The sequence below is a fragment of the Rhizobium sp. LjRoot254 genome (assembly GCF_964254105.1).
Classification (GTDB): Bacteria; Pseudomonadota; Alphaproteobacteria; order Rhizobiales; family Rhizobiaceae; genus Rhizobium_E.
In genome coordinates, this window is record NZ_CAXUSM020000001.1 from 3,731,379 (window position 1) to 3,753,984 (window position 22,606).

22 protein-coding genes are annotated in these 22,606 nt (G+C 61.8%); 11 read left to right on the plus strand and 11 right to left on the minus strand.

Features of this window, described 5'->3' with window-relative positions; all coding sequences use genetic code 11:
• The first annotated feature begins 118 nt into the window (after positions 1-118).
• The 7 genes from hisS to ACSQ26_RS18390 all read left to right on the plus strand — a co-directional run bounded on the left by hisS (position 119) and on the right by ACSQ26_RS18390 (position 7,236).
• Positions 119-1,780, plus strand: a complete 1,662-nt coding sequence (gene hisS / locus ACSQ26_RS18360; RefSeq protein ID WP_436011332.1) for a histidine--tRNA ligase — start codon at positions 119-121, stop codon at positions 1,778-1,780.
• 410 nt (positions 1,781-2,190) lie between these two features.
• Complete coding sequence (locus tag ACSQ26_RS18365; protein WP_436011334.1) at positions 2,191-3,312, plus strand: ATP phosphoribosyltransferase regulatory subunit; 1,122 nt, start codon at positions 2,191-2,193, stop codon at positions 3,310-3,312.
• Positions 3,309-4,001, plus strand: a complete 693-nt coding sequence (gene hisG / locus ACSQ26_RS18370; RefSeq protein WP_436011336.1) for an ATP phosphoribosyltransferase — start codon at positions 3,309-3,311, stop codon at positions 3,999-4,001. Before ACSQ26_RS18365 ends, hisG begins: the two co-directional genes overlap by 4 nt.
• A gap of 58 nt (positions 4,002-4,059) precedes the next feature.
• On the plus strand, positions 4,060-4,341 hold the full coding sequence (locus ACSQ26_RS18375) for a type II toxin-antitoxin system ParD family antitoxin (protein ID WP_436011338.1): 282 nt from the start codon (positions 4,060-4,062) through the stop codon (positions 4,339-4,341).
• Positions 4,331-4,642 carry a type II toxin-antitoxin system RelE/ParE family toxin gene (locus ACSQ26_RS18380; RefSeq protein ID WP_436011340.1) on the plus strand — a complete coding sequence of 104 codons (312 nt, stop codon included), beginning with the start codon at positions 4,331-4,333 and terminating at the stop codon, positions 4,640-4,642. The genes ACSQ26_RS18375 and ACSQ26_RS18380 overlap by 11 nt, the downstream gene beginning before the upstream one ends.
• 117 nt (positions 4,643-4,759) lie before the next feature.
• Positions 4,760-5,839: a radical SAM protein gene (locus ACSQ26_RS18385; RefSeq protein ID WP_436011342.1), complete on the plus strand. Its 1,080-nt coding sequence runs from the start codon at positions 4,760-4,762 to the stop codon at positions 5,837-5,839.
• Positions 5,839-7,236: a glycosyltransferase gene (locus tag ACSQ26_RS18390; RefSeq protein ID WP_436011344.1), complete on the plus strand. Its 1,398-nt coding sequence runs from the start codon at positions 5,839-5,841 to the stop codon at positions 7,234-7,236. The genes ACSQ26_RS18385 and ACSQ26_RS18390 overlap by 1 nt, the downstream gene beginning before the upstream one ends.
• Here ACSQ26_RS18390 and ACSQ26_RS18395 read toward each other — a convergent pair.
• From ACSQ26_RS18395 to ACSQ26_RS18405, 3 genes are all read right to left on the minus strand, one after another.
• Complete coding sequence (locus ACSQ26_RS18395; RefSeq protein WP_436011346.1) at positions 7,233-8,348, minus strand: hypothetical protein; 1,116 nt, start codon at positions 8,346-8,348, stop codon at positions 7,233-7,235. The two genes, ACSQ26_RS18390 and ACSQ26_RS18395, sit on opposite strands and share 4 nt — an antisense overlap.
• A 177-nt stretch (positions 8,349-8,525) precedes the next feature.
• On the minus strand, positions 8,526-9,506 hold the full coding sequence (locus ACSQ26_RS18400) for a bifunctional riboflavin kinase/FAD synthetase (protein ID WP_436011348.1): 981 nt from the start codon (positions 9,504-9,506) through the stop codon (positions 8,526-8,528).
• A gap of 12 nt (positions 9,507-9,518) precedes the next feature.
• The gene (locus ACSQ26_RS18405; RefSeq protein ID WP_436011350.1) at positions 9,519-10,367 is read right to left on the minus strand and encodes a TIGR01459 family HAD-type hydrolase; all 849 of its coding nucleotides are present in this window, start codon (positions 10,365-10,367) and stop codon (positions 9,519-9,521) included.
• 1,134 nt (positions 10,368-11,501) lie between these two features.
• Between ACSQ26_RS18405 and ACSQ26_RS18410 the strand changes: the two genes are divergently transcribed.
• Complete coding sequence (locus ACSQ26_RS18410) at positions 11,502-11,792, plus strand: Dabb family protein (RefSeq protein WP_436011352.1); 291 nt, start codon at positions 11,502-11,504, stop codon at positions 11,790-11,792.
• On the opposite strand, the gene recO is transcribed toward ACSQ26_RS18410, so the two are convergent.
• Together recO and ACSQ26_RS18420 are read right to left on the minus strand one after the other, a co-directional pair.
• Complete coding sequence (recO, locus tag ACSQ26_RS18415) at positions 11,789-12,550, minus strand: DNA repair protein RecO (RefSeq protein WP_436011354.1); 762 nt, start codon at positions 12,548-12,550, stop codon at positions 11,789-11,791. The two genes, ACSQ26_RS18410 and recO, sit on opposite strands and share 4 nt — an antisense overlap.
• Before the next feature lie 156 nt (positions 12,551-12,706).
• Complete coding sequence (locus ACSQ26_RS18420) at positions 12,707-13,315, minus strand: DNA-3-methyladenine glycosylase I (RefSeq protein WP_436011356.1); 609 nt, start codon at positions 13,313-13,315, stop codon at positions 12,707-12,709.
• A gap of 194 nt (positions 13,316-13,509) precedes the next feature.
• On the opposite strand from ACSQ26_RS18420, the gene ACSQ26_RS18425 reads away from it, so the two are divergent.
• The 3 genes from ACSQ26_RS18425 to ACSQ26_RS18435 all read left to right on the plus strand — a co-directional run bounded on the left by ACSQ26_RS18425 (position 13,510) and on the right by ACSQ26_RS18435 (position 15,970).
• On the plus strand, positions 13,510-14,244 hold the full coding sequence (locus ACSQ26_RS18425; protein ID WP_436011357.1) for a L,D-transpeptidase: 735 nt from the start codon (positions 13,510-13,512) through the stop codon (positions 14,242-14,244).
• A 150-nt stretch (positions 14,245-14,394) separates the two neighbouring features.
• Entirely contained in the window at positions 14,395-15,102 is a 708-nt protein-coding gene (locus ACSQ26_RS18430; RefSeq protein WP_436011359.1) for a L,D-transpeptidase, read from the plus strand.
• Positions 15,103-15,307: 205 nt separating this feature from the next.
• Positions 15,308-15,970 (plus strand): outer membrane protein, encoded by a 663-nt coding sequence (locus tag ACSQ26_RS18435; RefSeq protein WP_436011361.1) that lies wholly within the window; start codon positions 15,308-15,310, stop codon positions 15,968-15,970.
• Positions 15,971-15,994: 24 nt separating this feature from the next.
• On the opposite strand, the gene ACSQ26_RS18440 is transcribed toward ACSQ26_RS18435, so the two are convergent.
• The 6 genes from ACSQ26_RS18440 to ACSQ26_RS18465 form a co-directional block, all read right to left on the minus strand.
• The gene (locus ACSQ26_RS18440) at positions 15,995-16,462 is read right to left on the minus strand and encodes a hypothetical protein (protein ID WP_436011363.1); all 468 of its coding nucleotides are present in this window, start codon (positions 16,460-16,462) and stop codon (positions 15,995-15,997) included.
• A 53-nt stretch (positions 16,463-16,515) separates the two neighbouring features.
• Entirely contained in the window at positions 16,516-17,814 is a 1,299-nt protein-coding gene (gene glcF, locus ACSQ26_RS18445; protein ID WP_436011365.1) for a glycolate oxidase subunit GlcF, read from the minus strand.
• A gap of 11 nt (positions 17,815-17,825) precedes the next feature.
• The gene (locus ACSQ26_RS18450) at positions 17,826-18,236 is read right to left on the minus strand and encodes a hypothetical protein (protein WP_436011367.1); all 411 of its coding nucleotides are present in this window, start codon (positions 18,234-18,236) and stop codon (positions 17,826-17,828) included.
• The gene (glcE, locus tag ACSQ26_RS18455; protein WP_436011369.1) at positions 18,236-19,429 is read right to left on the minus strand and encodes a glycolate oxidase subunit GlcE; all 1,194 of its coding nucleotides are present in this window, start codon (positions 19,427-19,429) and stop codon (positions 18,236-18,238) included. Before glcE ends, ACSQ26_RS18450 begins: the two co-directional genes overlap by 1 nt.
• A gap of 223 nt (positions 19,430-19,652) precedes the next feature.
• Positions 19,653-21,092, minus strand: coding sequence for an FAD-binding oxidoreductase (locus tag ACSQ26_RS18460; protein ID WP_436011371.1), 1,440 nt, complete (start codon positions 21,090-21,092; stop codon positions 19,653-19,655).
• An 85-nt stretch (positions 21,093-21,177) separates the two neighbouring features.
• The gene (locus ACSQ26_RS18465) at positions 21,178-22,590 is read right to left on the minus strand and encodes a DUF6880 family protein (RefSeq protein ID WP_436011372.1); all 1,413 of its coding nucleotides are present in this window, start codon (positions 22,588-22,590) and stop codon (positions 21,178-21,180) included.
• Between the last annotated feature and the right edge of the window lie 16 nt (positions 22,591-22,606).

Consider the following 22,606-nt stretch of genomic DNA (forward strand, 5'->3'; position numbering starts at 1 on the left):
GTCACCTCCGGCACATCGAAGCCTCGCCCACCATGCCACGATCATTCCGCTTGCCGCTCCACATTCAATCCATTAGAGCAAACCCACGAATTTCCTGACACATTCCGAGCGACAATCCATGAACGACAAGGCCAAGAAACCCCAAAAACTCAAGGCGCGCCTGCCGCGCGGATTTGTCGATCGCGAAGCCCACGATATCCGCGCCGTCAACGAGATGACGGCGAAAATCCGCGAGGTCTACGAGCGCTACGGTTTCGACCCGGTCGAGACGCCGCTGTTCGAATATACCGATGCGCTCGGCAAATTCCTGCCCGACGCCGACCGCCCCAACGAAGGCGTCTTCTCGCTCCAGGACGACGACGACCAGTGGATGAGCCTGCGCTATGACCTCACCGCGCCGCTCGCCCGCCATGTCGCGGAGAATTTCCAAGAGATTTCATTGCCCTACCGCACCTACCGCGCCGGCTATGTCTTTCGCAACGAAAAGCCCGGCCCCGGCCGCTTCCGCCAGTTCATGCAGTTCGACGCCGACACTGTGGGTGCGGCGGGTGTGCAGGCCGATGCCGAAATGTGCATGATGATGGCCGATACGTTGGAAGCACTCGGCATCAAGCGCGGCGACTATGTGATCCGGGTGAACAACCGGAAGGTGCTGGATGGGGTGATGGAGGCGATTGGGCTGGGTGGCGAAGAACATGCTGCCAGCCGGCTAACTGTTCTCCGTGCGATCGACAAACGCGATAAGTTTGGTTGGAAGGGCGTCGAGCAACTTCTTGGCAAAGGTCGCTGGGACGGCGGAGAAGAAGGGAGGGGCGACTTTACAAAGGGAGCGGAACTGGCTTCACCGCAGATCGAGACGCTCGCCAAAGTTCTAAACCTTGGCCAAGCCCCTGAGGTATGGCGCGAAGTTAAGTCTGATGACGATCTTCCCACTCTCGATGAAACTATCGTCTCCGGACAAGAGCTGTTTGGCCATCGTCCAGAATACGCAGATTCATATTCGAAGAAATTTTATCTCGATCAAGAAGGCCTGATTAAGCTTTGGCTCGAAGCTATCGGCGGAAGTGCCGTCGGCGTTCAAGGTTTGGACGAACTTCATACTATGCTTAGTATGTTCCGTGCGAGTGGCTACGGGTCGAAGCGGATCAACATATCGGCGGATGTCGTCCGCGGCCTCGAATACTATACCGGCCCCGTCTACGAGGCCGAACTCACCTTCGATGTCACCAACGAAAAAGGCGAAAAGGTCGTCTTCGGCTCGGTCGGCGGCGGCGGGCGTTATGATGGCCTCGTCTCCCGCTTCATGGGCCAGCCGGTCCCGGCCACGGGCTTTTCCATCGGCGTCTCGCGCCTGATGACGGCGCTGAAGAATCTCGGCAAGCTCGGCACGGACGACGTCATTGCGCCCGTGGTTGTCTGCGTCATGGACCGCGACACCGAAAGCCTCGGCCGCTACCAGAAATTCGTCCAGGACCTCCGCCACGCCGGCATCCGCTCTGAGATGTACCAGGGTAACAAGAAGAATTTCGGCGACCAGCTGAAATATGCCGACCGCCGCGGTTCGCCGCTCGCGATCATCCAGGGCGGCGATGAGCGTGCTCAAGGCGTCATCCAGATCAAGGACCTGATCGAGGGCAAGCGGCTTTCGGGCGAGATCACCGACAATGCCGAATGGCGCGAGGCGCGTGTGGCGCAGGTCTCGGTGGCCGAGGGCGAACTGGTCGAGAAGGTTCGCGAGATGCTGGCTGCGCAGGCCGAGGACAGGAAGAGGCAGTCTTAATCCATGCTCTCACCGCTTGCCTCCACCCCCCTCTGCCCTGCCGGGCATCTCCCCCTCAAGGGGGGAGATCGGATGTGGCATGCGCTCGCTCTTAAACGAATGTCCAACATGTCTGATCCCGCGACGCTTCTGTTTCGCAGGAGCGGCACCACGAGTCTCCAATCTCCCCCCTTGAGGGGGAGATGTCACGAAGTGACAGAGGGGGGTGAGAGGCTCGCGCTACGGGGAACAAGACCCCGCCCCAAACCCCTCCCCACAAGGGGGAGGGGCTTAACATGCGGCGTCGTCCTGCCACGAGCAGCGTCGGCGATTGATGCGACGTCGCTGTTTAGCGAGATGGGTTCGGCCGGGTTAGCCCCTCCCCCTTGTGGGGAGGGGTTGGGGCGGGGTCTTCCTTACGGGAGCACACCATGCCCCTGATCAACCTCCCCACCTTCGCCCAGGACCTCCTCGCCCTCTTCGAAACCCTGAAAACCGAGCGCGTCGATACCCCCGTCATCCAGCCGGCGGCCCCATTCCTCAACATGGCCGGTGAGGATCTCCGCCGCCGCATCTTCATGACCGAGAGCGAGACCGGCGAGAGCCTGTGTCTCAGGCCCGAATTCACCATTCCCGTCTGCCTGCGCCACATCGAGACCGCCACCGGCACGCCGAAGCGCTATGCCTATCTCGGCGAGGTCTTCCGCCAGCGCCGCGATGGCGCCAGTGAATTCTACCAGGCCGGTATCGAGGATCTCGGCACCAAGGATGTCGCGAGCGCCGATGCGCGCGCCATTTCGGATGCGCTGGCGATCCTGAAATCCCTGCTGCCGGGCCGGGCGCTCACCGTCACCATCGGCGACCAGTCGGTGTTCGAAGCGGTGGTCGCGGCGCTTGGCCTTCCCCAGGGCTGGCAGCGCCGGCTGATCCACGCATTTGGTGAAGCCTCCAAGCTCGATGCCCTGATGGAGCGGCTCGCCCGCTCGGAAAGCGTCACCGATCTCGGCGAGACCGTCGAGGCCCTGCTGGCGTCCGGCGATGAGGCCGCCCTCGTCAGCCACATCGATCAAATCATGGAAGAAACCGGCTATTCCACCAATGCCAGCCGCTCGCCTTCGGACATCGCAAGGCGCCTCAAGGAGAAGCGTGTGCTGGCTGGCACGTCGCTCGACGCCGCCAAGCTCGACGCGCTGCGCGAATTCCTGTCGCTCAGCGTCAGCCTCAAATATGCGCCCGGCGTGCTCGGCACCTTCGCGGATCGGGCCGGCCTGAAGCTCGACGATGCGGTCAGCCGCTTCGATGCCCGAGTAGCCGCGCTGGCCAACACCGGCGTTGATCTCTCCAGCATCACCTGGCGCGCCGCCTTCGGCCGGCCGCTCGACTATTACACCGGCCTCGTCTTCGAGGTCACCGTGCGCGAGGATCACCGGGTACTCGCCGGCGGCGGCCGCTTCGACCGCATGCTGACGCTGCTCGGCGCGGAGGAAAACATCCCGGCAGTCGGCTTCTCACTCTGGCTCGACCGCATCGAGACCGTGAGGGGACAGGCATGATCACGATCGCACTTCCCTCCAAGGGCCGCATGAAGGAAGACGCTTCCGCGATCTTCGACCGCGCCGGCATGAAGATCGTGGCTGTCGGCAATGACCGCTCCTATCGCGGCCGCGTAGAAGGCATGGATGATGTCGAGATCGCCTTTCTCTCCGCCTCCGAGATCGCCCGCGAGATCGGCCTCGGCTCGGTCGATTTCGGCGTCACCGGCGAAGACCTCATCCGCGAGGACCTGGCCGAAGCGGACGTCAAGGCCGAGTTCTGCGCCCGCCTCGGCTTCGGCCATGCCGATGTCGTAGTCGCCGTCCCGGAAATCTGGCTCGACGTCGACACGATGGCCGATCTCGGCGATGTCGCCGCCGATTTCCGCGCCCGCCACGGCCGCCGCCTCGCCATCGCCACCAAATACTGGCGGCTGACGCAGCAGTTCTTCTCATCCAAGCACGGCATCCAGCTCTACCGCATCGTCGAAAGCCTCGGCGCCACCGAAGGCGCCCCCGCCGCCGGCCAGGCCGACATCATCGTCGACATCACCTCGACCGGCTCGACGCTGAAGGCCAATCACCTGAAAATCCTCTCGGATGGCGTGGTTCTGAAATCCGAAGCCTGCCTCGTCCGCGCCAGGAAGCCCGAGCATGATGGGAATGTGCGGATCGCGGAGATCGTCGCGGCGGTGAAGGCGGCGGTTTGACCGGTTGCGGCGAGCGGCCGTTGGTAGTAATATTTGCTACCAACTTAGGATTTGCCCCATGGCCAATGTAGAAAAACTCAGCGTCGCCTTGACCACCCAACAGGCCGATCTGCTGCGCGAAGCGGTGGATTCCGGCGAGTATGCCACCGCGAGCGAAGTCGTTCGCGAGGCCATGCGGGCATGGCAGGACAAATGGGAAGCGCGTCGCGCCGACATCCGCAAGCTCCGCGAGCTCTGGGATGAAGGCAAGGCGAGCGGAGAGCCTCAACCACTCGACTTCGATGAACTTCGCAAGGAGGCAAGGCAGATGCTCGCGGAAGCAAAGCGCAATGCCGGCTAGATTGATCTGGTCTCCACAGGCAAGGGCCGATCTGCTCAAGCTCTATGTCGATATTGGAATTGAGCAGCCGGTTGCCGCCGAAAAATACTACGGCCGTATTGAATCCAAAGCCAATCTGCTCATCGATCAGCCCCGCATGGGTGTTCGTCGACGCGATCTCCGGCCTTCTGCCCGCATGCTCGTCGAGACACCCTTTGTGATTCTGTACGAAACGCATCCGGACACCGATGAAGGCGTGGTGCAAGTCGTCGAAATCGTGCGTGTCGTGAACGGCCGTCAGGATTTGCCCAGCCTCTTCTAAATCCCGCTCCAGCCTCGCTCCATCATCTTATGGATTTAGTTAACTAGACAGGAATAGGATTCCGAACCATGGACGATTCGGATTTTGAACCGGATCGAAGCCGGAGATGATGGACCCATGAAAGCAGCGCTGAAGCCGAGAATCAACATGGAAGGGCGCACCGCGCTCGAGACTGTGATCCCGATCGAGACCCCGTTCATCGTGTTTATCGATCCGGCCAGTTCCTGCAATTTCAAATGCACCTTCTGCCCCACCGGCCACCGCAGCCTGATCGCCGAGACCGGGCGCTATCAGGGCGCGATGAAATACGAGACCTTTACCAAGGCGATCGACGATCTGGCCGAATTCGGCAAGCCGATCAAGGTGCTGCGTCTGTACAAGGATGGCGAGCCCTTCCTCAACAAGCGCCTCGCCGACATGATCCGTTATGCCAAGCAGAGCGGTTATGTCGACTACATCGACACCACGACCAACGGCACGTTCCTGACGCCCGAGCGGCTTGCGCCGGTCATCGCGGCAGGGCTCGACAAGATCAATATCTCCGTCGATGGCATGTCGAAGGAGACGTACCAGGAATTCACCGGCTTCAATTTCGATTTCCCGAAATTCATCGAAGGCGTGAAGTGGCTCTATGCCAACAAGGGCGACATGGAAGTGTCGATCAAGGTGCCGGGCGAACTGATCACCGAGGCACAGCGCCAGGAGTTCTTCGACACGTTCGGCGATTATTGCGACCGCATCTTCATCGAGAATTTCGCGCCCTGCTGGCCGGAATTCAACGTCGAGGAACGTTCGGGCATCAAGATCGGCGAGAAGGGTATCTACCAGCAGGACCTCAAGCCGACCGACACCTGCCCGTATATCTTCTACGCGATGAGCGTGAACGCTGACGGCCTGGTGTCGTCGTGCTTCCTCGACTGGGGCCGCAAGCTGATCATCGGCGATGTGCGCACGGAATCGCTCAAAGAGATCTGGAATTCCGACAAGATGAACGCACTGCGCCTTCAGCACCTCGAAGGCCGCCGTTGCGAAAACAAGGTCTGCGGCTCCTGCGGCCAGCTCACCCACTGCCTGCCCGACAATATCGACGAGCATCGCCCGATGCTGCTCGAAAAATTCCGCTCGATCGTCAAGATCAACCCGAATGTTGTGGCACCCGGCGGCCTCAAGGAGCGTCCGCTGATCGCCGCTGAATAATGCACATCCTGCATGTGACCGCCCATCTCGGCGGCGGGGTCGGCAAGGCCCACGCCGCCATGACGGCGGCCATGCCCTTTCCAGCACGGCAAAGTTTTCTGCTGCTCGAAGAGCCGCGCGACCCGCGCTATGCCGATGAGATCGAACGGCTGGGCCGGCGCGTGGACGTGGCGGCGAGCCTTGAGGATGTGGCACGTCATGCGGCGAAGGCCGATATCGTCCAATTCGAATTCTGGAACCATCCGAAGCTTTTCGAATGCCTGGCGAGAACGCCGTTTCCCAAGATGCGAACCGTGATGTGGTCGCATATATCGGGGCTTTTTCGGCCGGTTATCCAGCCGGGATTTTTCGCGGAGGCGGATCGCTTCGTTTTCACCAGTCCCGCTTCGCTGGAAATTCCTTATGTGCAGGCAATGCCGAGGGCCAAGCGGCAAAGGCTGGCGGTGATTGGTAGTGCGTTTGGGTTTGAGGGTGTAGCACCCCCCTCTGCCCTGCCGGGCATCTCCCCCTCAAGGGGGGAGATTGAATCGCGGCCCACGCTCGGTTCTCAGGCTCCGCCGAATTCGGAGCGTCATCCAGGCTTAGCAAGCGCTGACGGTGCCTTGATCGGCAAGAGTGCGCCCAGCCCAATCTCCCCCCTTGAGGGGGAGATGTCCGGCAGGACAGAGGGGGGTAACGCCGCGCGTGACCTCACTCCCATCTGCTATCTCGGCACTGTCGATTTCATCAAGATGCATCCCGGCTTCTTCGATGCCATCGACGCTCTGTCGGAGGATGTCACCGTCGCCATCTGGGGTAGCGCCGAACCGGATGGCGAAGTCTCCGCCAAGGCCGCCGCCATGCGTCATCCCGACCGCATACGCTTCATGGGCCAGACTTCCGATCCGCAAGGCGCACTCTCGCAATCCAGCATCTTCTTCTATCCGCTGCAGCCAGATCATTACGGCACCGCCGAGAATGCGCTGATCGAGGCCATGTCGCTCGGGCTCGTGCCTGTCGTGCTCGCCAATCCGGCCGAATGCGCGATCGTGCGGCAGGGGCAGACAGGCTTTATCGCAGGCTCGATTTCCGAATGCACCGAGATATTGGAAATGCTGCTGACCAATCCAGATCGCGTCGCGGAAGTCGGCGCCAATGCGCGGGAGGTTGCTGCGAGTGCCTTCGTGCCGGAACGCTCGGCGCGGCAGTTCGTCGATCTGTGGTCGGGGTTGATGCGGCAGGAGAAGCGTCGGCACGATTTTGCCCGGATTACCGGTGCGACGCCGCGCGACTGGTTCGAGGCGACGCAGTTTTTGCCGGGCGAAAAGAGAAAGATCGTGGCCGGCTCGGACCAGCTTTCAAAGGGCACGCTCGCCCACTTCAAGTCGGCGTTCCCCGACGATCCCAGCTGGGACTAGACCGCCTGGCCGCCGCAGATCAGGCCGATCGGGACCAGGAAATTGCGGATGATGTTGTAGAATTCCTGCGCGTTCCGAGCGCCGGCAATGTGGCGATCGATCATCAGCAGGTTGCCGTGCAGGCCTCGACGTTTGTCGAGCGGGCGCTCGCCGGCGAATTGCGGCTTGAAGAGAGACGCATGCGCGCCGCCTTCCCACTTCTGCAGCGCCCGGTAATAGGCGTTGCATTTGTCGTTGAAGGCCTGCGGATCGGTCTCGAACATGCTGTCGAAGATCGTCGCGCGGATGAAATTTTCCTGGCTACCGGTCCACAGCGCGCCCATTTCGGCGAAGACCGAGAACTGGATTTCGGCGATCCCGGCGGTCAGGCCGAGGCCGGCATGGAAGGGGAAATCGGAGCGGATCAGCGGCTGGGCCGGTGTCTCGAACGGCTTGGTGTTGAGCACCGAAAGCGGCCGCGAGCAGAAGGCGAATTTCTCGCCCATCAGCACCGTGCGTGCCGCCCATTCCCATTGCGCCAGTCCGTGTTCGCGGTCGGCGGCCCGGATCGAGCCGGCGATCGTCTCGGCGAGTTCCCGCGAGATGATGGCATGAAACAGGCCGAACGGCATTTTCGGCACGTTGGTCGAGCCTTCCCAGAGATAGAAGGCCTTGAGCATCTCGGTCTTGTTGAGTTCGGCGATGTCATACTTGGTGGGGATCGCCACCGAGGAGGCCTTGCCGGGCTCGGCGGTCGGATTGATCTGCAGCGCGTTCCAGCCGATCGAATCGACCGAGCCGAGCTTGCCCTTGACGAATTCGGCGACGGTGAGCGCCTCCGGCTCGAAGATGTCGTCGGGCCGGACGACCGAGAGCCAATCGCTCTTCGCGGCGTCGATGCCGTGGCTCCAGAGCGAGAGCGGCGAAAGTGCTGCTGTTGGCGGGATGACGATGCGGACGCGCGGATCGATGTCGCCGAGCGAGGCGAGATCTTCCCGTGTGGCAAGCTCGGCCGAAACAGGCACGACGAGGATTTCGAGGTCGATGCCGGGCTTTGCGGCGAGCGCCCTGACGAGCGTCTCGGGCCGCTTTTCGTGGGCTTCGATCGGGATGATGAGGCTCAGGCCTGCCATGGGTCAGCACTCCGGCAAAATGGTTCGGGCAGGCATGCGTGGCGCGTCGGGATCGGGATGGCGGCCCTCTCCTTGACGTGCCCGGGCGGGGATAATGCCCGTCCGCATGCAACTGCCCATGGCGAGGGTTCTAGGCGATCTATCTTGAGCGAGGCTTTGCTAAAGCGGGATACGAGATCAGAACGCGATTTCGGCATCGAGCGGACCGAGCGGTTTGACGCCGGAGAGCAGCGCGCGGGCCTCCTCGGTGTCGCGATTCATCTGCTCGACAAGTGGGCCGAGCCCCTCGAATTTCAGCTCGGGCCGGAGGAAACCGAAGAAGCTGACCGAACAGTTCTGGCCATAGAGATCGCCGTCGAAATCGAAGAGCACGGTCTCGAGCAGGGCGGCGCCGTCCTCGGTCACCGTCGGGCGATGGCCGAAGCTCGCGACACCATCATGCAAGGTGCCATCGGCGCGGCGGAAGCGTACGGCATAGATGCCGGGGCGGAGCCGCACTTCCGGCGGCAGCGCCATGTTGGCGGTCGGGAAACCGAGCGTCCGGCCGAGCTTCTTGCCGTGGATGACCTCGGCTTCGATCGTGTAGCGGTAGCCCAACAATCCCGCGGCTTGAACCACATCGCCCTCGGCGATCAGGTCGCGGATCAGGCTCGAGGAGATGACATGGGCGCCCTCGTCACGGAAGGCGTCGATCAGCGTCACGCCGAAACCATGCTTGCCGCCGGAGGCGAGCAGGAAGGCAGGCCCCCCCTCGCGGTTCTTGCCGAAATGGAAATCGAAGCCGGTCACCACGTCGCTCGCACCGATCCAGTCGATCAGGATCGACTGGATGAATTCCTCGGGCGAGCGCGAGGAAAAGGAGCGGTCGAAGGGATATTCGAGCACGGCATTGAAGCCGAGCAATTCCAGAAGCTTCGCCTTGAGCGGCGCGGGCGTCAGGCGGAAGACCGGCTCGTCGGGCCGGAAGACGGTGCGCGGATGCGGCTCGAAGGTCAGCACCAGCGAGGGGATGTTCCGGTCGGCGGCGATTTCCAGCGCCCGGCTCAGCACGCCCTGATGGCCGCGATGCACGCCGTCGAAATTGCCGATCGCGATCACGCCGCCCTTGAGGGAGGCCGGCAATTCGCCCCGCTTTTCGTTCCGGTGGAAAACGGTCACGGCGCGCGTTCCTTATTTCAGCCGAGGCATCCACCAGCGGGGTTCCGCCTGGTGGCTGGCGAGAAAATCAACGAGTGCCGTCTCATCGGTCGTCTCGCCGTTCATGTAATCCCGGGCATGGATGCCGGCCGAGATATAGAGCAGGTCGAGCCCCTGGGACAGAGCGCCGCGCACATCAGTCGGCATGCCGTCGCCAACGGCGAGCACGCGGTCGATATCGACCATTTCGCGCAGTTCCATCGCGTCGCGCATGGCCGCCTCATAAATCGGCTGGTGCGGCTTGCCGGCAATGCGGGTCTCGCCGCCAAGGGTCTCGTAAAAGGCGGCAATCGCGCCCGCGCAGGGGATCAGCCGCTCGCCACGCTCGACAATGAGGTCGGGATTGGCGCAGATCATCGGAAGGTTGCGCTCGGCGAAGCGCATCAGCAGGTCGCGGTAATCCTCGGGCGTCTCGTTCTCGTCGTCGTAGAAGCCGGTGCAGACCACGATGTCGGCATCCTTCTCCTTGGCCGGGAAGGCGTCGGTGCCATCGAGCAGGCCCAGGTCGCGATCCGGGCCGAGGAAGAAGACGTTCGGCGGACCCTGCTTGATCAGCAGCCGCGTGACATCGCCGGAGGTGACGATCCGGTCATAGGCCTCGCGCGGTACGCCGATGCCATCGAGCTGGATCGCGACGCTGTCATTGGGGCGCGGCGAATTGGTGATGAGCACGACGCTGGCGCCGGCTTTGCGCGCCGTGGCAAGCGCCTGCGAGGCATCGGCGAAGGCATCGACGCCATTGTGCAGCACGCCCCACACGTCGCAGAGGATCACGTCGTAATGCGGCGTGACGTCGTTCAGGGACTGGATGCGGTCTGCCATGAAATGCTCCGATGCGGTGGGCGCGAAGTGCCAGTAGCGAATAGCCAATCGGGGATGGGCAAGGCAAGCGGGAAGTGAGGGTGAGGTGAGAATACGGGGCATTGTCATGGTCGATCGAGCAAGTATCGCACCCCCCTCTGCCCTGCCGGGCATCTCCCCCACAAGGAGGGAGAATGGCTGGAGGCGCGAGCCTCGCCCAAAATCGAATGTCGAGTGCTGAGCAACGAACGGTCAATTGAGGCAGGGTGAGGGCCACCTGCCATTCTCCCCACCTGTGGGGGAGATGCCCGGCAGGGCAGAGGGGGGCGAGCTTGCTCCGACGAAATTGATTTGATGACATCTTCCCTCCAAACACACCTCCGCATTCACGCGAGCCGTTCCGCCCCGTGGTTTGACCATGCACGTCCCCGATCCCCTTGGCTCTGCGCATGAAGGATCGGCCGGGGCACGTCTCCGTGCCAGGGTAATAGGCCGCCTCGCGGCAGCCGGTTAAGACACGTCGCCGTGCCCCGTCAAGCGGTGTGCTCCATCCTCGAACTCGCCAGCTCTGCCCCCGTTACTCCGCAGCCTTTGAGGAGCCTTGGGGAACGGGCATGTGCACATGACCAATGTGCGTCCGGGTCGAAGCCTTGCGGCTCCGGCCCAGAGGGCTGGCCCTTCTCTCAGACGCCCCGCATGGAGACTTACGTCGCTTCTCCATGCCGGTCACCGGTCCCGCCTCGCCCTGACGCCTCAGGGTGTAGCCGATGCGGAACGGCAGGGATTGTGGCATGGAAGGAGGGGTTTGGGAAGAAGAGTGAGGAATTTTTTCCTATTATAGATGTTAAGCAATTGATCTGGCTTCAAAGAAATTATCGGGAAGTGCGCATCCTGGGTCAAGAAAGACCCCGCCCCGCACCCCTCCCCACAAGGGGGAGGGGCCAATCCGTGGCGATCGCTCCGACCAAAGCACGGCCTGCATATGTTGTAGGAGACAGTGCCTCGTGCTTCACGTCGAGTAGAGCGAGGTGAAGCACCGGGTTAAGCCCCTCCCCCTTGTGGGGAGGGGTTTGGGGCGGGGTCTTACTGGTTCTTACTCTTGCTTTATTCCATTTTCCCGTATCTCTTCACCCAGCCACAAGGGGAGGCATCTGCATGATCCGTCACACCGTCGCATTCAATCTCAAGCATGCCAAAGGCTCGGCCGAGGAGAAGAAATTCCTCGAGGATGCGCTGGTGCTGACCGAAATCCCCGGCGTCCAGAAATTCGAGCGGCTGCGGCAGGTGAGCCCGAAGAACAATTTCAGCTTCGGCTTCTCGATGGAATTTAACGACCAGGCGGCCTACAACTTCTATGACGGCCATCCACTGCATGTCGCCTTCGTCCGCGACCGCTGGATGGTCGAGGTATCGGATTTCATGGAGACCGACTACGTTGCGATTTAGGGGGATGACTTTTCCGGCATGTGATCTTCAAGCACCAACTCATCCAGCACGGCGCGGATAAACCCGTCACGGGCGGTGCCGGGCTCTAAACCACGTGGTTCGTAGACGTGGCGGTTGAGGAAATATTGCGTCAGGCGGAAGGCCTCGCCGAGGCTTTCCCTGTCGGCGCTCTCACGTGAACCTTCCTTCAGGAATTCCGGCAGACGGAAGAGCTTGTCCTGGTAGGGCAGGCCAGCATCGCGGCTGACCGCCCTGCCCGATTTCGGCGAGACGAATTCCAACTGCTCCCGCGTGCCTGTCGCGGCGCATTGGAGGAGATCGAGGCCGAAGCCGAGGTCGTTGAGCACCGCAAGCTCGAAGCGGATATAGAGTTCGCCCGCGCCGGATGCCTCGCCGAGATGGTCGAGCACGATGTTGAGCATCTCGAACAGGTGTGGATGCGGATCGCGCTCGGGCAGCAGGCGGAGCAGTGCGGCCAGCGCCTGAACGCCGTGCAGGCTTGCCGCGTGCTCCATCAGGGTCGCGGCACGCAAGCTCAGCGGCTCGGTGGAGAAGTTGCCTAGATGCTCATCGAGCCGCGCCCGCCAGGTGACCTCGACAAGGTTGCCGGGCTGCAGCACAGGCTGCATGGTGCGCGAGCGACCGTTGCGGACGAGGCCGAGATGGCGGCCGCGCTCGCGCGTCATCACCTCGGCGATGACGCTGGTTTCGCCATGCCGCCTGACTCCGAGTATGATCGCTTCATCCTGCCACTGCATCCGCAGTCATCCATGAATTCACCCGGCTGGTCTGCAAACAGCGCTTTCTGCGCTTCCGGTGCTCACGTACTTGAATGTACGCTCCGCTCCGGTGCTCGAAAGCACTGTTTTCGCCACAGCCAGGCGAATTCCTGAATGACTGCGGCAATTTCTTATCTACCGCATCGCCAGCGCCTTGGCACGGCAGAAACAGCCTTCGAGATGATCGTTCACCAGACCCATGGCCTGCATGAAGGCATAGACCGTGGTCGGGCCGACAAAACTCCAGCCGCGCTTCTTCAAATCCTTGGATAGCCTGATCGAAGCGGGCGATGTCGGGTTGGCGCGCAGCCATGCGAGGTCGATCCGATCCGGCCGTTCGCCGGGCTGCGGCGCATGGCTCCAGAAATAGTTGTCCAGCGTGCCGAATTCATTTTTCAGGTCGATGGCACGCTTCGCGTTGTTGATGGTCGAGACGATCTTGCCGCGATGGCGGACGATGCCCTTGTCGGCGAGCAGGCGCTCGATATCGCTCTCGTCGAAAAGCGCGACCTTGTTGAAATCGAAGTCGGCAAAGCCCGCGCGGAAGGCGTCGCGCTTCCTCAGGATCGTCAGCCACGACAGCCCCGATTGGAAGCCTTCGAGGCAGATCTTCTCGAACAGGCGGATGTCGTCATGCACCGGATAGCCCCATTCGGTATCGTGGTAGCGCATGTAGTCCTCGAGCCCGCCATGCCAGTGGCAGCGCGTCAGCCCATCGGCCTCCGCCGTGATCAATCCTTCCATGAATTCCTCCGGAAATCTCTGCGTTTCAAAGGCTTTACCATTGCATAACCATCTTTCAAAACCCGGCAGTAACCCTGACAAAAGGTTCATTGCCGGAAAACAGTCTTAATGAACACCCGTTTACCATTCGCTTGGGGATATGGCGCATGGTCGGCACATCAGGTTCATTTGGTTTCCAGTCACGAGCAGTCCCGATGATCAGAAAGACCCTTCTTCTCGCATCCGCGTTCGCGCTTTTCGCCGTCTCCGTCCAGGCCGAGGAGCGCTACAAGGTCATCCGCCCCGTCATCATCGAATCGGGCATTGCCGGCGAATGGATGACGCAGCTTTCCGGCCCCGTGCGTGCCCGCGTGCTGCGCAAGGTCGAGCGCCGCCAGGTACAGTATCGCACGGTGCGCCGTGCCGGCCTGTTCAGCCGGCCTGTGGTGCAGCAGGTCACCTATCGCGCCGAGAAGCCGCCGCTAGAACAGATGGAGCCGCAGTTCCTGCCGCAGGTGGTGGCGTACGAGACCAAGTACAAGCCGGGTACCATCATCATCGATACCAACAACCGCTTCCTCTACCTCGTCCTGGCTGATGGCAAGGCGCGGCGCTACGGCGTCGGCGTCGGCAAGCCGGGCTTCGAATGGGCAGGGGAACACAGGATCACCCGCAAGGCGGAATGGCCGGAATGGAACCCGCCGAAGGAAATGATCACGCGCGAAGCGGCCAAGGGTCACATCCTGCCGGCGCATATGGAAGGCAGCGAGGCCAATCCGCTCGGTGCGCGGGCCTTGTATCTCGGCTCGACGCTTTACCGCATCCACGGCACCAACGCGCCCTGGACGATCGGCTACGCGGTTTCCTCGGGTTGCATCCGCATGCGCAACCAGGACGTCGTCGATCTTTACGAGCGGGTGAAGGTCGGCACGCGGGTCATCGTGATCTGACGATAGGCGCAATTGGGCAACACCTGCCGATTGTTGCACCAAACACATGAATGTGAACGCATGTTAGAGGCCGGACAAACGTCCGGCTTCTTGAATTTATCGGTGAGTGCGGTACGGTTCCGAACAAATATTCTACTGACGGGGACAAAGATGTACGGCAAGTTACAGTCGATCCTGATGGCGGGCGTGATTGCCGCAACGGGCATGCTGGTTCAGGATGCGAACGCGTTCACGCGGCAGGCGGCCACGATCGACGCAGCGAACGGCAACATCGTCAAGGTGGCGATCGCCAGGAAACCGGCAGCGAAATATCAGCGCAGGGTGGTCAAGCTCGATACCGACGAAGCGCCCGGTACGATCATCGTCGATACCAACAACAAGTTCCTCTATTATGTCGAAGGCAATAACAGGGCGACGCGCTACGGCATCGGCGTCGGCCGCGACGGCTTCGGCTGGTCGGGGGTGATGAAGGTGCAGCGCATGGCCGAATGGCCGACCTGGGTTCCGCCGAGGGAAATGGTCGCCCGTGAGCGCAGGAAGGGCCGTATCCTGCCCGACCGCGTGGAGGGCGTAAAGGGCAACCTGAACAACCCGCTCGGCGCGCGCGCGCTCTATCTCTACAAGGGCCGCAATGATTCTGGCTTTCGTATTCATGGCACCAACGAGCCGTGGTCGATCGGGCTCAATATGTCTTCGGGCTGCATCCGCATGATGAACAAGGATGTCGTGCATCTCTACGATCGCGCGCAGATTGGCGCCAAGGTGATCGTCGTCGGCCCCGGCAATCGCCAAGGCAAGGTGCGGTTCAACGACCAGGGCGTCGATTATTTCCGCCAGCTCTTCGCTTCGTTCGAGTAAATCTCGAACCGAATGACCTGATTTTCGATCCCCGGGGCGAGAGCTCCGGGATTTTCGTTCGTGGACGATGTTGCAGAAATTACACACTTCCGCCTTATCGAAGGGGCGGAGCATTTGTATCTTTTTCGGACGCGAAAATCACGATAGCTTCGGCAGGTGATTTGACGATCGGCGCAGGGGCTCAACGCGCCTTGAGGGACATTCGATGAACAGCATATTCGTTCGCACCTGTTTTGGCGTTGCCGCGCTTCTCGCATCCACAACCATTGCTTTCGCAGATCCGGCGATTTCTATCTACGGTGGCTGGCAGACGGCGCCGCACAGCACGGTGAATGTGACCGACGGCACCAAGTTTACCGCGGGATGGGACGGCAAATCGTTCGAGATGCCGCCCTATTGGGGCGTTCGCGGCACATACTGGCTCGACGACTGGGGCTATGACGAGGTCGGCCTGGCGCTCGATTTCAACCACGCAAAGGTCTATGCGCGCGACAATACGCTCAATCACAAGACGCCGGGCTGGACGCATTTCGAGTTCACCGACGGCCTGAACCTCGCCACCGCCAACGTGCTCTACCGCTTCAAGGGCGATCGCGACTGGACACCCTATCTCGGAGCCGGCATCGGCGCCAATATTCCGCATGTGGAAGTGACCCGCCCATCGGGCACGACGTCGGAATATCAGCTTGGCGGCGTCACGGGGCAATTGATGCTCGGCGTGGACTACAAGTTCACCGATCACATCTCGGCTTTCACCGAATACAAATTCAACTACAGCCGATTGAATGTGGATATCGATTCGGGCGACAAGCTGAAGACGAACATCCTGACCAATGCGGTCAGTTTCGGCCTGACGTATAATTTCTAACCAGATGCGTTGATGCTCGGCGGCTCACCCTGCCGAGCAGGCGATCTTACCCTCGACTGTGAAGGCCTGGCTTTCGCTGCCTTCGACGGCGGGCTCCACAGTGAGCGTGTATTTGCCCGCGTATTCAAATTCCTCCTCCGGCGGCCTGGTTGCCTCGATGATCAGCTTGACGGAGGCGAAGGGCACGCCGTCGCCTTCCGTCTCGCGGTAGATCATCAGCTTGAGATCGTTGCCGCGGAACCATTGCTGCTTGAGTTCGGAGCCATCGAGCGCGAACTTCTGGAGCGTCTTGTAGGTGCGCTTGTCCTTCGATTCGAGCTCCCCGCGGATCTGGAAAAGTCCGCCGATATCCGAATAGCTGAAGATCGACTCGAAGGTGAGGTTCACATTCCCGTCGTCGATGCTGCAGCCCAGCCCGCCGGTGGCGAGGGCCGTGGCAGGCGTGCAGGCGATGATGGCGCCGAGCGCCCAATGTTTCAGTCTCGATATCATGTCATTGTCCCGAAATCGTAAGGATTGCGGATAACACGGGCAAGCTACCGGTTTTATTTCAACGCGGCCGGTTTTTTGCCGCCATAGGCCCAGTTCATCAGTTCGACCGTGTGGAGGACCGGGATATCCGCCGCGCTGCCGATCTGGGTGATACAGCCGAGATTGCCGGCGGCGATGACATCGGGCTTCAGTGCCTTGAGGTTCTTGACCTTGCGCGCCTTGAGCTGGTCGGCGATATCGGACTGCAGCATGTTGTAGGTGCCGGCCGAGCCGCAGCAGAGATGTCCCTCGACCGGTTCCTTGACGGCGAAGCCGGCGCGCCGCAGCAGCGCCTTGGGCTGGAGCGTGATGCGCTGGCCGTGCTGCAGGGAACAGGACGAGTGATAGGCGACGGTCATCCCACGCGACGGCTGTTCCGGTAGATCGAGGCTGTCGAGATATTCCATCACGTCGCGGGCGAGCGCCGATACGCGCCTGGCCTTTTCCGCATAGGCGGGATCGGCCTTGAACATATGGCCGTAATCCTTGATCGTGCTGCCGCAGCCGGACGCGGTGATGATGATGGCATCCAACCCCTCGCCGTCCATTTCCGATATCCAGGCATCGATGGTCTTGCGCGCCGACGCGTGAGCTGCGTCTTCATGGCCCATGTGATGGCGGAGCGAGCCGCAACAGCCCTCTCCTTTCGGAAGAACAACATCGACGTTGAGATTGTTGAGAAGCTCGACCGCTGCCTCGTTGATGGCAGGATCGATCGCGGGTTGGACACAGCCACCCAGAATCGCAACTCGGCTTCGTGCCGCACCTTTGGCTGCAAAAGCGACCGAACCTGTGTAACGGAACCCGGCTGGCAGGTTTCGCGGCGCGAGTTCGAGCATGGCGCCGAAGGCCTTGAGCGCCGGAATGCGTTTCATGATGCCGGCAAAAGGACGACCCAGTCCGGCAAGCGTCATGGCCAGCCGGAACCGCTTCGGCGACGTCATGAAATAGGCGAGTGCCGCGCGTTGCATGCGCACCAGCGGCGGGCGCTTGTAGGTTTTCTCGACATGGACCCGGGCCTGGTCGATCAGATGCATGTAATCGACACCGGACGGACAGGTGGTGGTGCAGGCGAGACAGGACAGGCAGCGATCGACATGCAGCGCGGTGCGGGCATCGGCCGGCCGGTCGTTCTCCAGCATTTCCTTAATGAGATAAATGCGGCCGCGCGGGCTGTCGAGCTCGTTACCGAGCGTGACATAGGTCGGACAGGTGGCGGTGCAGAAGCCGCAATGCACGCATTTGCGGATAATGCCTTCGGCTTCCGCGGTCTTGGGGTTGGCGAGTTGTGCGGGGGTGAAATTGGTTTGCAAGTCTCTCGCTCCTATCGGACGACGCCGGTCTTCATCGCCATTTCGATATAATGCTTGTCGTTGTCGCTGATCGTCGCCCGAGCCAACACCCCCGCCCCGGTAGGCGTCACTACGATCCAATTGGTTCGTGGAGGAAAATATGTGTCATTCTCGAAGGAGAGGCGCTTAAGGATCAGATACCGTTTGTCGATCAAGGCACGCATATCGCGGGTTAGAGGCGGCGAGCCGCGCCAACCGATCATCATTTCACCGTGGAAGCGATCAGCGACATACCAGAGCAGTGCCGTCTGCCGCCGCACAGCGGGAGGATGGACGACCGGCGTGATCGCCGCAATATGGCGCCGATGCTCCTCCCACATCCTCTGATGCGCTTCGTAAGCGACCTGCGATCTTCGGCCAACAGGCCCTGCAAGCCGTCCCATCAGCCCATCCTTCCCGGATTGAACATGCCCGCTGGATCGAACTTTTCGCGGATGCGGGCCGAAAGAGCAGCCACCGCCGGTGCCTCCGGCTGAAACACCGGAATCGCGGCGCGATCCTCATCGCTCGCCCGCATAAGCGTCGCATGCCCGCCCGCCTGTTTGACCAGATCACGTACCAGCTCTGCCTCCGGCGAGGCTTCCATGCGCAGCCACAACAAACCGCCCTGCCAGTCGAGATAGCCGTCGACGCCGGTTTGCAGACGCAGGGCCGAGAGGATCTGGTGACCCATGGAGGGCGCGGTCGAGATTTTCCACAGTGGCCGCTCGCGACCATCGCCGTGGAAGTGCTTGGCGTCGCGGATTTCCTGCCAGAGCGATGTGGTCTGGTCGTGATCCAGGTGAGAGACCGAGGCGACCTTGGAGAAGGCGTCGATGAGCTTGGCCACGCGCTCCTTCACCGAGAAGGCGAGGCCCTCCAGCCTCAGCACGGTCGCACCGGGTCCGGGCAGTGTGCCACCGAGGAACCGGGCACGACAGCTCTCGGGCAAGTGCGCCGCACCGGACACTTCAACCGGCATGGCGAGCGCCTCGGCCATCACCTGTGTCGCCGTGGCTTCATCCAGTCCGGCGAGCACGATTGTCGCGGATGTTTCGGGCAGCGGCAGGACCTTGAAGGTCAGTTCCGTCATCAGGCCGAGCGTGCCGTGCGAGCCGGCCATCAGTTTCGGCAGGTCGAGCCCGGTGACGTTCTTCATCACGCGGCCGCCGGCCTGGATCACCTCGCCGATGCCGTTGATAAAGCGGAGGCCCAGCAGGTGGTCGCGGGCCGCGCCTGCCTGGAAACGCCGGGGGCCGGAGAGATTGCAGGCGAAGGTGCCGCCGATCGTCGGCTCGCCGTCGCTTCCATAGATGCCGCGATAGTCCGCCGGTTCGAAGGCGAGGCCCTGGCGGTGTTCGGCGGCGGCGGCGACAACTTCGGACAGGGGCGTACCGGATTTGGCGGTCATCACCATTTCGGCGGGATTGTACGCGGTGATGCCTTTGAGTTCGGAGGTGGAGAGGATTTCAGTGGTTTGGACGGGGCGCCCGAGGCCGGCTTTGGTGCCGCCGCCCCGGATTTCGAGCGTGAGGTTGGAGCGGGCCGCGGTCTTGACGAGGCTGATGGCGTCGGACTCGGTGAAGGGGGTTAGCATGATGCACCTCGGCGCGTGTAGTGCACCCCCCTCTGCCCTGCCGGGCGTCTCCCCCTCAAGGGGGGAGATCGACTCGCGGTTACGGTCCCGTCCTGATCGTTTGCAGAGAGTTGGTTGGACCGTAGGTAGATGGTGAGCGGGGAGCGCGCCTCATCCAATCTCCCCCCTTGAGGGGGAGATGTCCGGCAGGACAGAGGGGGGTGAGCTACAGTCGCAAACATCGTCATCCAGCCACCCGCCCTTCCAACGGAAACACCTTCGACGGGTTCATGATCCATTTCGGGTCGAACGCCGCACGCAATCGCATCTGCTGGGCCAGATCCGCTTCCTTATACTGATGCCGCATCAGGTCGCGTTTTTCGATGCCGACGCCGTGTTCGCCGGTGAGGCAGCCGCCGTGATCGACGCAGAGCTTGAGGATCTCGTTGCCGGCGGCCTCTGCGTGGGCGGATTCTTCGGGGTCGTTGATGTTGTAGAGGATCAGCGGATGCATGTTGCCGTCGCCGGCGTGGAAGACATTGGCGACGCGCAGGCCGTGGCTGGCGCAGATATCGTAGGTGCCCTGAAGCACCGCGACGAGTTGGGAAAGCGGCACGGTGCCGTCCATGCAGATGTAGTCGGCGATACGGCCGGTGGCGCCGAAGGCCGACTTGCGGCCCTTCCAGATCAGCGCGGCCTCCATGGCCGACTGGCTCTCCTTCACGGTCATGACGCCGTGACGTCGGGCGATCTCGATGATGCTCTTCAGCGTCATGTCCATCTCGGTCTCGGAGCCTTCAACCTCGATGATCAGCAACGCCTCGGCGTCCATGGGATAACCGGCATGGGCAAAGGCCTCGCAGATTTCGATCGCCGGCTTGTCCATGAATTCGATGGCGACCGGGATGACGCCCGAGCCGATGACGTCGGAAACGCAGGCTGCGGCGCTCTCCGCCGTCGGGAAACCGAAGAGCACGGGGCGCGCGCCTTCAGGCTTGGCGATCAGCCGAACGGTCGCTTCGGTGACGATGCCGAGTTGGCCTTCCGAGCCGCAGACCACGCCGAGGAGATCGAGGCCGCCGGCATCGAGATGCTTGCCGCCGAGTTCGACCACCGTGCCATCGAAAAGCACGAGCTTGACGCCGAGCAGGTTGTTGGTCGTGACGCCATATTTGAGACAGTGGGCGCCGCCGGAATTCATGCCGATATTGCCGCCGATGGTGCAGGCGAGCTGCGAGCTGGGGTCCGGCGCGTAGAAGAAGCCATCCGCCGACACGGCCTCGGAAATCGAGAGATTGGTGACGCCGGCCTGCACGACCGCAGCGCGATTGGCGAAATCGACTTCGAGGATGCGGTTCATGCGGGTGAGCGCGATGACCACGGCGTCGTTCTGCGGGATGGCACCACCGGACAGCGATGTGCCGGCGCCGCGCGGCACGACGGGGATATCATAGCGGGCGCAGTATTTGAGCACGGCGGCGACTTCGGCCGTGGTGCGCGGCAGGGCGACGGCGAGCGGCAGGTTGCGGACCGCGATGAAGCCGTCGGTCTCGAAGGGCACGAGTTCGGCGGTATCGCTGACCACGCCTTCGACGCCGAGCAGATCGCCGAGATCGCCGACGATAATGGCACGCCGCGAGAGAATTCTCTCGTTTGGCGGCAGGAACGCCAGCGTCTCGGTCATTGTCTTCTCCCTTGGCGCCGCAACGAAGCGGAATGCTGCACTTTCGCTTTTTGCTTCGCTGCGTCAACCGCCATGATGTCGGGCTTCATAACAGTTCCCGTGGAATAAGCTGCCAGAAAGCTGGTCTACGACCGTGCTTTTCCCTCAGGTTGGCGACATAGCGGTCGTGGTGCTGATAAGGGAAGCCCGCGCCGAGCCTTTCTTGGAGCTCATGCAACACGACGAAATAGGCTGCGCCATCCAGGTAGGCGTCACTGTCGCCACGCCGGAGGATATCGTCGAGTGATATGCGGTAAAGCATCGTCGCCGCGACGGGATAGTCCTCCGATAGGGCATCGGCGGCCTCGACCAGTATGCCGGATTGCCGGCCATCCCATTTGCCGAGATGACGCAACACATGTTCGGACGCCAGATCGAGGCGCGGCCACTTGACGAGAAAATCCAGCGCTTCATGGATGCGGGGGCTGGCGGCGACGATGGCGAAGGCCTTGTCGGTCTCGTCGAACTCGGCGAAATCGTCGAGCTTCGAAATGTAGTTGCGGAGAATGTCGGGCCGAAGCGTCCGCTCGAACTCCTTCCAGCGGATCGCCTGGGCGTCGCCTTTCTGCTTGAGCGCGTCGAGGATATCGGCTTCGAGCAACCGCGGCGGCTGGGCGGGAGCCGTGCCTGCGTTGTCAGCGTGCGTGAGGCGCATGGTGGCGGCAGGCTTGCGCACCCATTCGAGCGCCTCTGCATGCCGCTTTGCCTCGTGCAGCATCCGGGCGATCAGAAGACTGTCCCGGCGCTCCTGAGGTTTCAGTTGTTCGAGTTCGATATAGGCGTCGATATCTGACGTGTACAACGCGAGGGTCTGGAGATAAGCCACCGGTTCAGTGTTTCGCCAGTGGGCCGCCTTCTCCGTCGGACTCTTGAGTTTTCCTGCTAAAATCGACCTCCAGACATCGGCCGCAGGTTTCTGCATTCCGCAAAGGATTTTCAGCAGAGAACCTCTGAGATTTCCATCGTCGTCACCGACTCTGGCCTTTTCCAGCAACGTGACGGACCTGACCTGCTCGTCGCCATCGAGCTTCAATACGGATTCGACGAGGCTGTCCCGTGCCTCGTCCAGCAGCTTGGCGAGCCGCGCACCGCCGTTGCGCGCGCGTTCCGCGATCACGGCGCCGACATCAAGGAACCGCAGCACGCGTTCAAACGCCGCGTAACGATCGAGGCTCGCGAGTTCCGACGTGATGTTCTTGAGCAGGCCGCGCAGCTCGACCGAAAGCGTGTTGGCTCTGGTCGGTGAGAGATAGGCCCGGCTTTTCTGGAGCGAATCGAGCTTCGAGTCGATGAGACGCGCCACCTCGCCGGCGCCGGAGCCCCCGGCAAGTGCGGCGAGCAAACGGCTCTTCAGCGCCTTGTTGAAGGCCGCTTCGTCGAGAAGAATTTCCACGAGCTTCTCAAGTCCGAGACCGGTGAGGCCCGCATGGTCGAGTTTCGCTTTCGCCGATTTCGGCATTCAGAGCCCTTCAAAC

Coding starts and splice junctions, on each gene's coding strand:
- ACSQ26_RS18435 (WP_436011361.1), top strand. CDS start 15,308: ATGAACAGCATATTCGTTCGCACCTGTTTTGGCGTTGCCGCGCTTCTC.
- ACSQ26_RS18405 (WP_436011350.1), bottom strand. CDS start 10,367: ATGGCAGACCGCATCCAGTCCCTGAACGACGTCACGCCGCATTACGAC.
- hisS (WP_436011332.1), top strand. CDS start 119: ATGAACGACAAGGCCAAGAAACCCCAAAAACTCAAGGCGCGCCTGCCG.
- recO (WP_436011354.1), bottom strand. CDS start 12,550: ATGCAGTGGCAGGATGAAGCGATCATACTCGGAGTCAGGCGGCATGGC.
- ACSQ26_RS18460 (WP_436011371.1), bottom strand. CDS start 21,092: ATGACCGAGACGCTGGCGTTCCTGCCGCCAAACGAGAGAATTCTCTCG.
- ACSQ26_RS18380 (WP_436011340.1), top strand. CDS start 4,331: ATGCCGGCTAGATTGATCTGGTCTCCACAGGCAAGGGCCGATCTGCTC.
- ACSQ26_RS18450 (WP_436011367.1), bottom strand. CDS start 18,236: ATGGGACGGCTTGCAGGGCCTGTTGGCCGAAGATCGCAGGTCGCTTAC.
- ACSQ26_RS18430 (WP_436011359.1), top strand. CDS start 14,395: ATGTACGGCAAGTTACAGTCGATCCTGATGGCGGGCGTGATTGCCGCA.
- glcE (WP_436011369.1), bottom strand. CDS start 19,429: ATGCTAACCCCCTTCACCGAGTCCGACGCCATCAGCCTCGTCAAGACC.
- ACSQ26_RS18425 (WP_436011357.1), top strand. CDS start 13,510: ATGATCAGAAAGACCCTTCTTCTCGCATCCGCGTTCGCGCTTTTCGCC.
- ACSQ26_RS18385 (WP_436011342.1), top strand. CDS start 4,760: ATGAAAGCAGCGCTGAAGCCGAGAATCAACATGGAAGGGCGCACCGCG.
- ACSQ26_RS18375 (WP_436011338.1), top strand. CDS start 4,060: ATGGCCAATGTAGAAAAACTCAGCGTCGCCTTGACCACCCAACAGGCC.
- ACSQ26_RS18465 (WP_436011372.1), bottom strand. CDS start 22,590: ATGCCGAAATCGGCGAAAGCGAAACTCGACCATGCGGGCCTCACCGGT.
- ACSQ26_RS18365 (WP_436011334.1), top strand. CDS start 2,191: ATGCCCCTGATCAACCTCCCCACCTTCGCCCAGGACCTCCTCGCCCTC.
- ACSQ26_RS18440 (WP_436011363.1), bottom strand. CDS start 16,462: ATGATATCGAGACTGAAACATTGGGCGCTCGGCGCCATCATCGCCTGC.
- ACSQ26_RS18395 (WP_436011346.1), bottom strand. CDS start 8,348: ATGGCAGGCCTGAGCCTCATCATCCCGATCGAAGCCCACGAAAAGCGG.
- ACSQ26_RS18390 (WP_436011344.1), top strand. CDS start 5,839: ATGCACATCCTGCATGTGACCGCCCATCTCGGCGGCGGGGTCGGCAAG.
- hisG (WP_436011336.1), top strand. CDS start 3,309: ATGATCACGATCGCACTTCCCTCCAAGGGCCGCATGAAGGAAGACGCT.
- ACSQ26_RS18410 (WP_436011352.1), top strand. CDS start 11,502: ATGATCCGTCACACCGTCGCATTCAATCTCAAGCATGCCAAAGGCTCG.
- ACSQ26_RS18420 (WP_436011356.1), bottom strand. CDS start 13,315: ATGGAAGGATTGATCACGGCGGAGGCCGATGGGCTGACGCGCTGCCAC.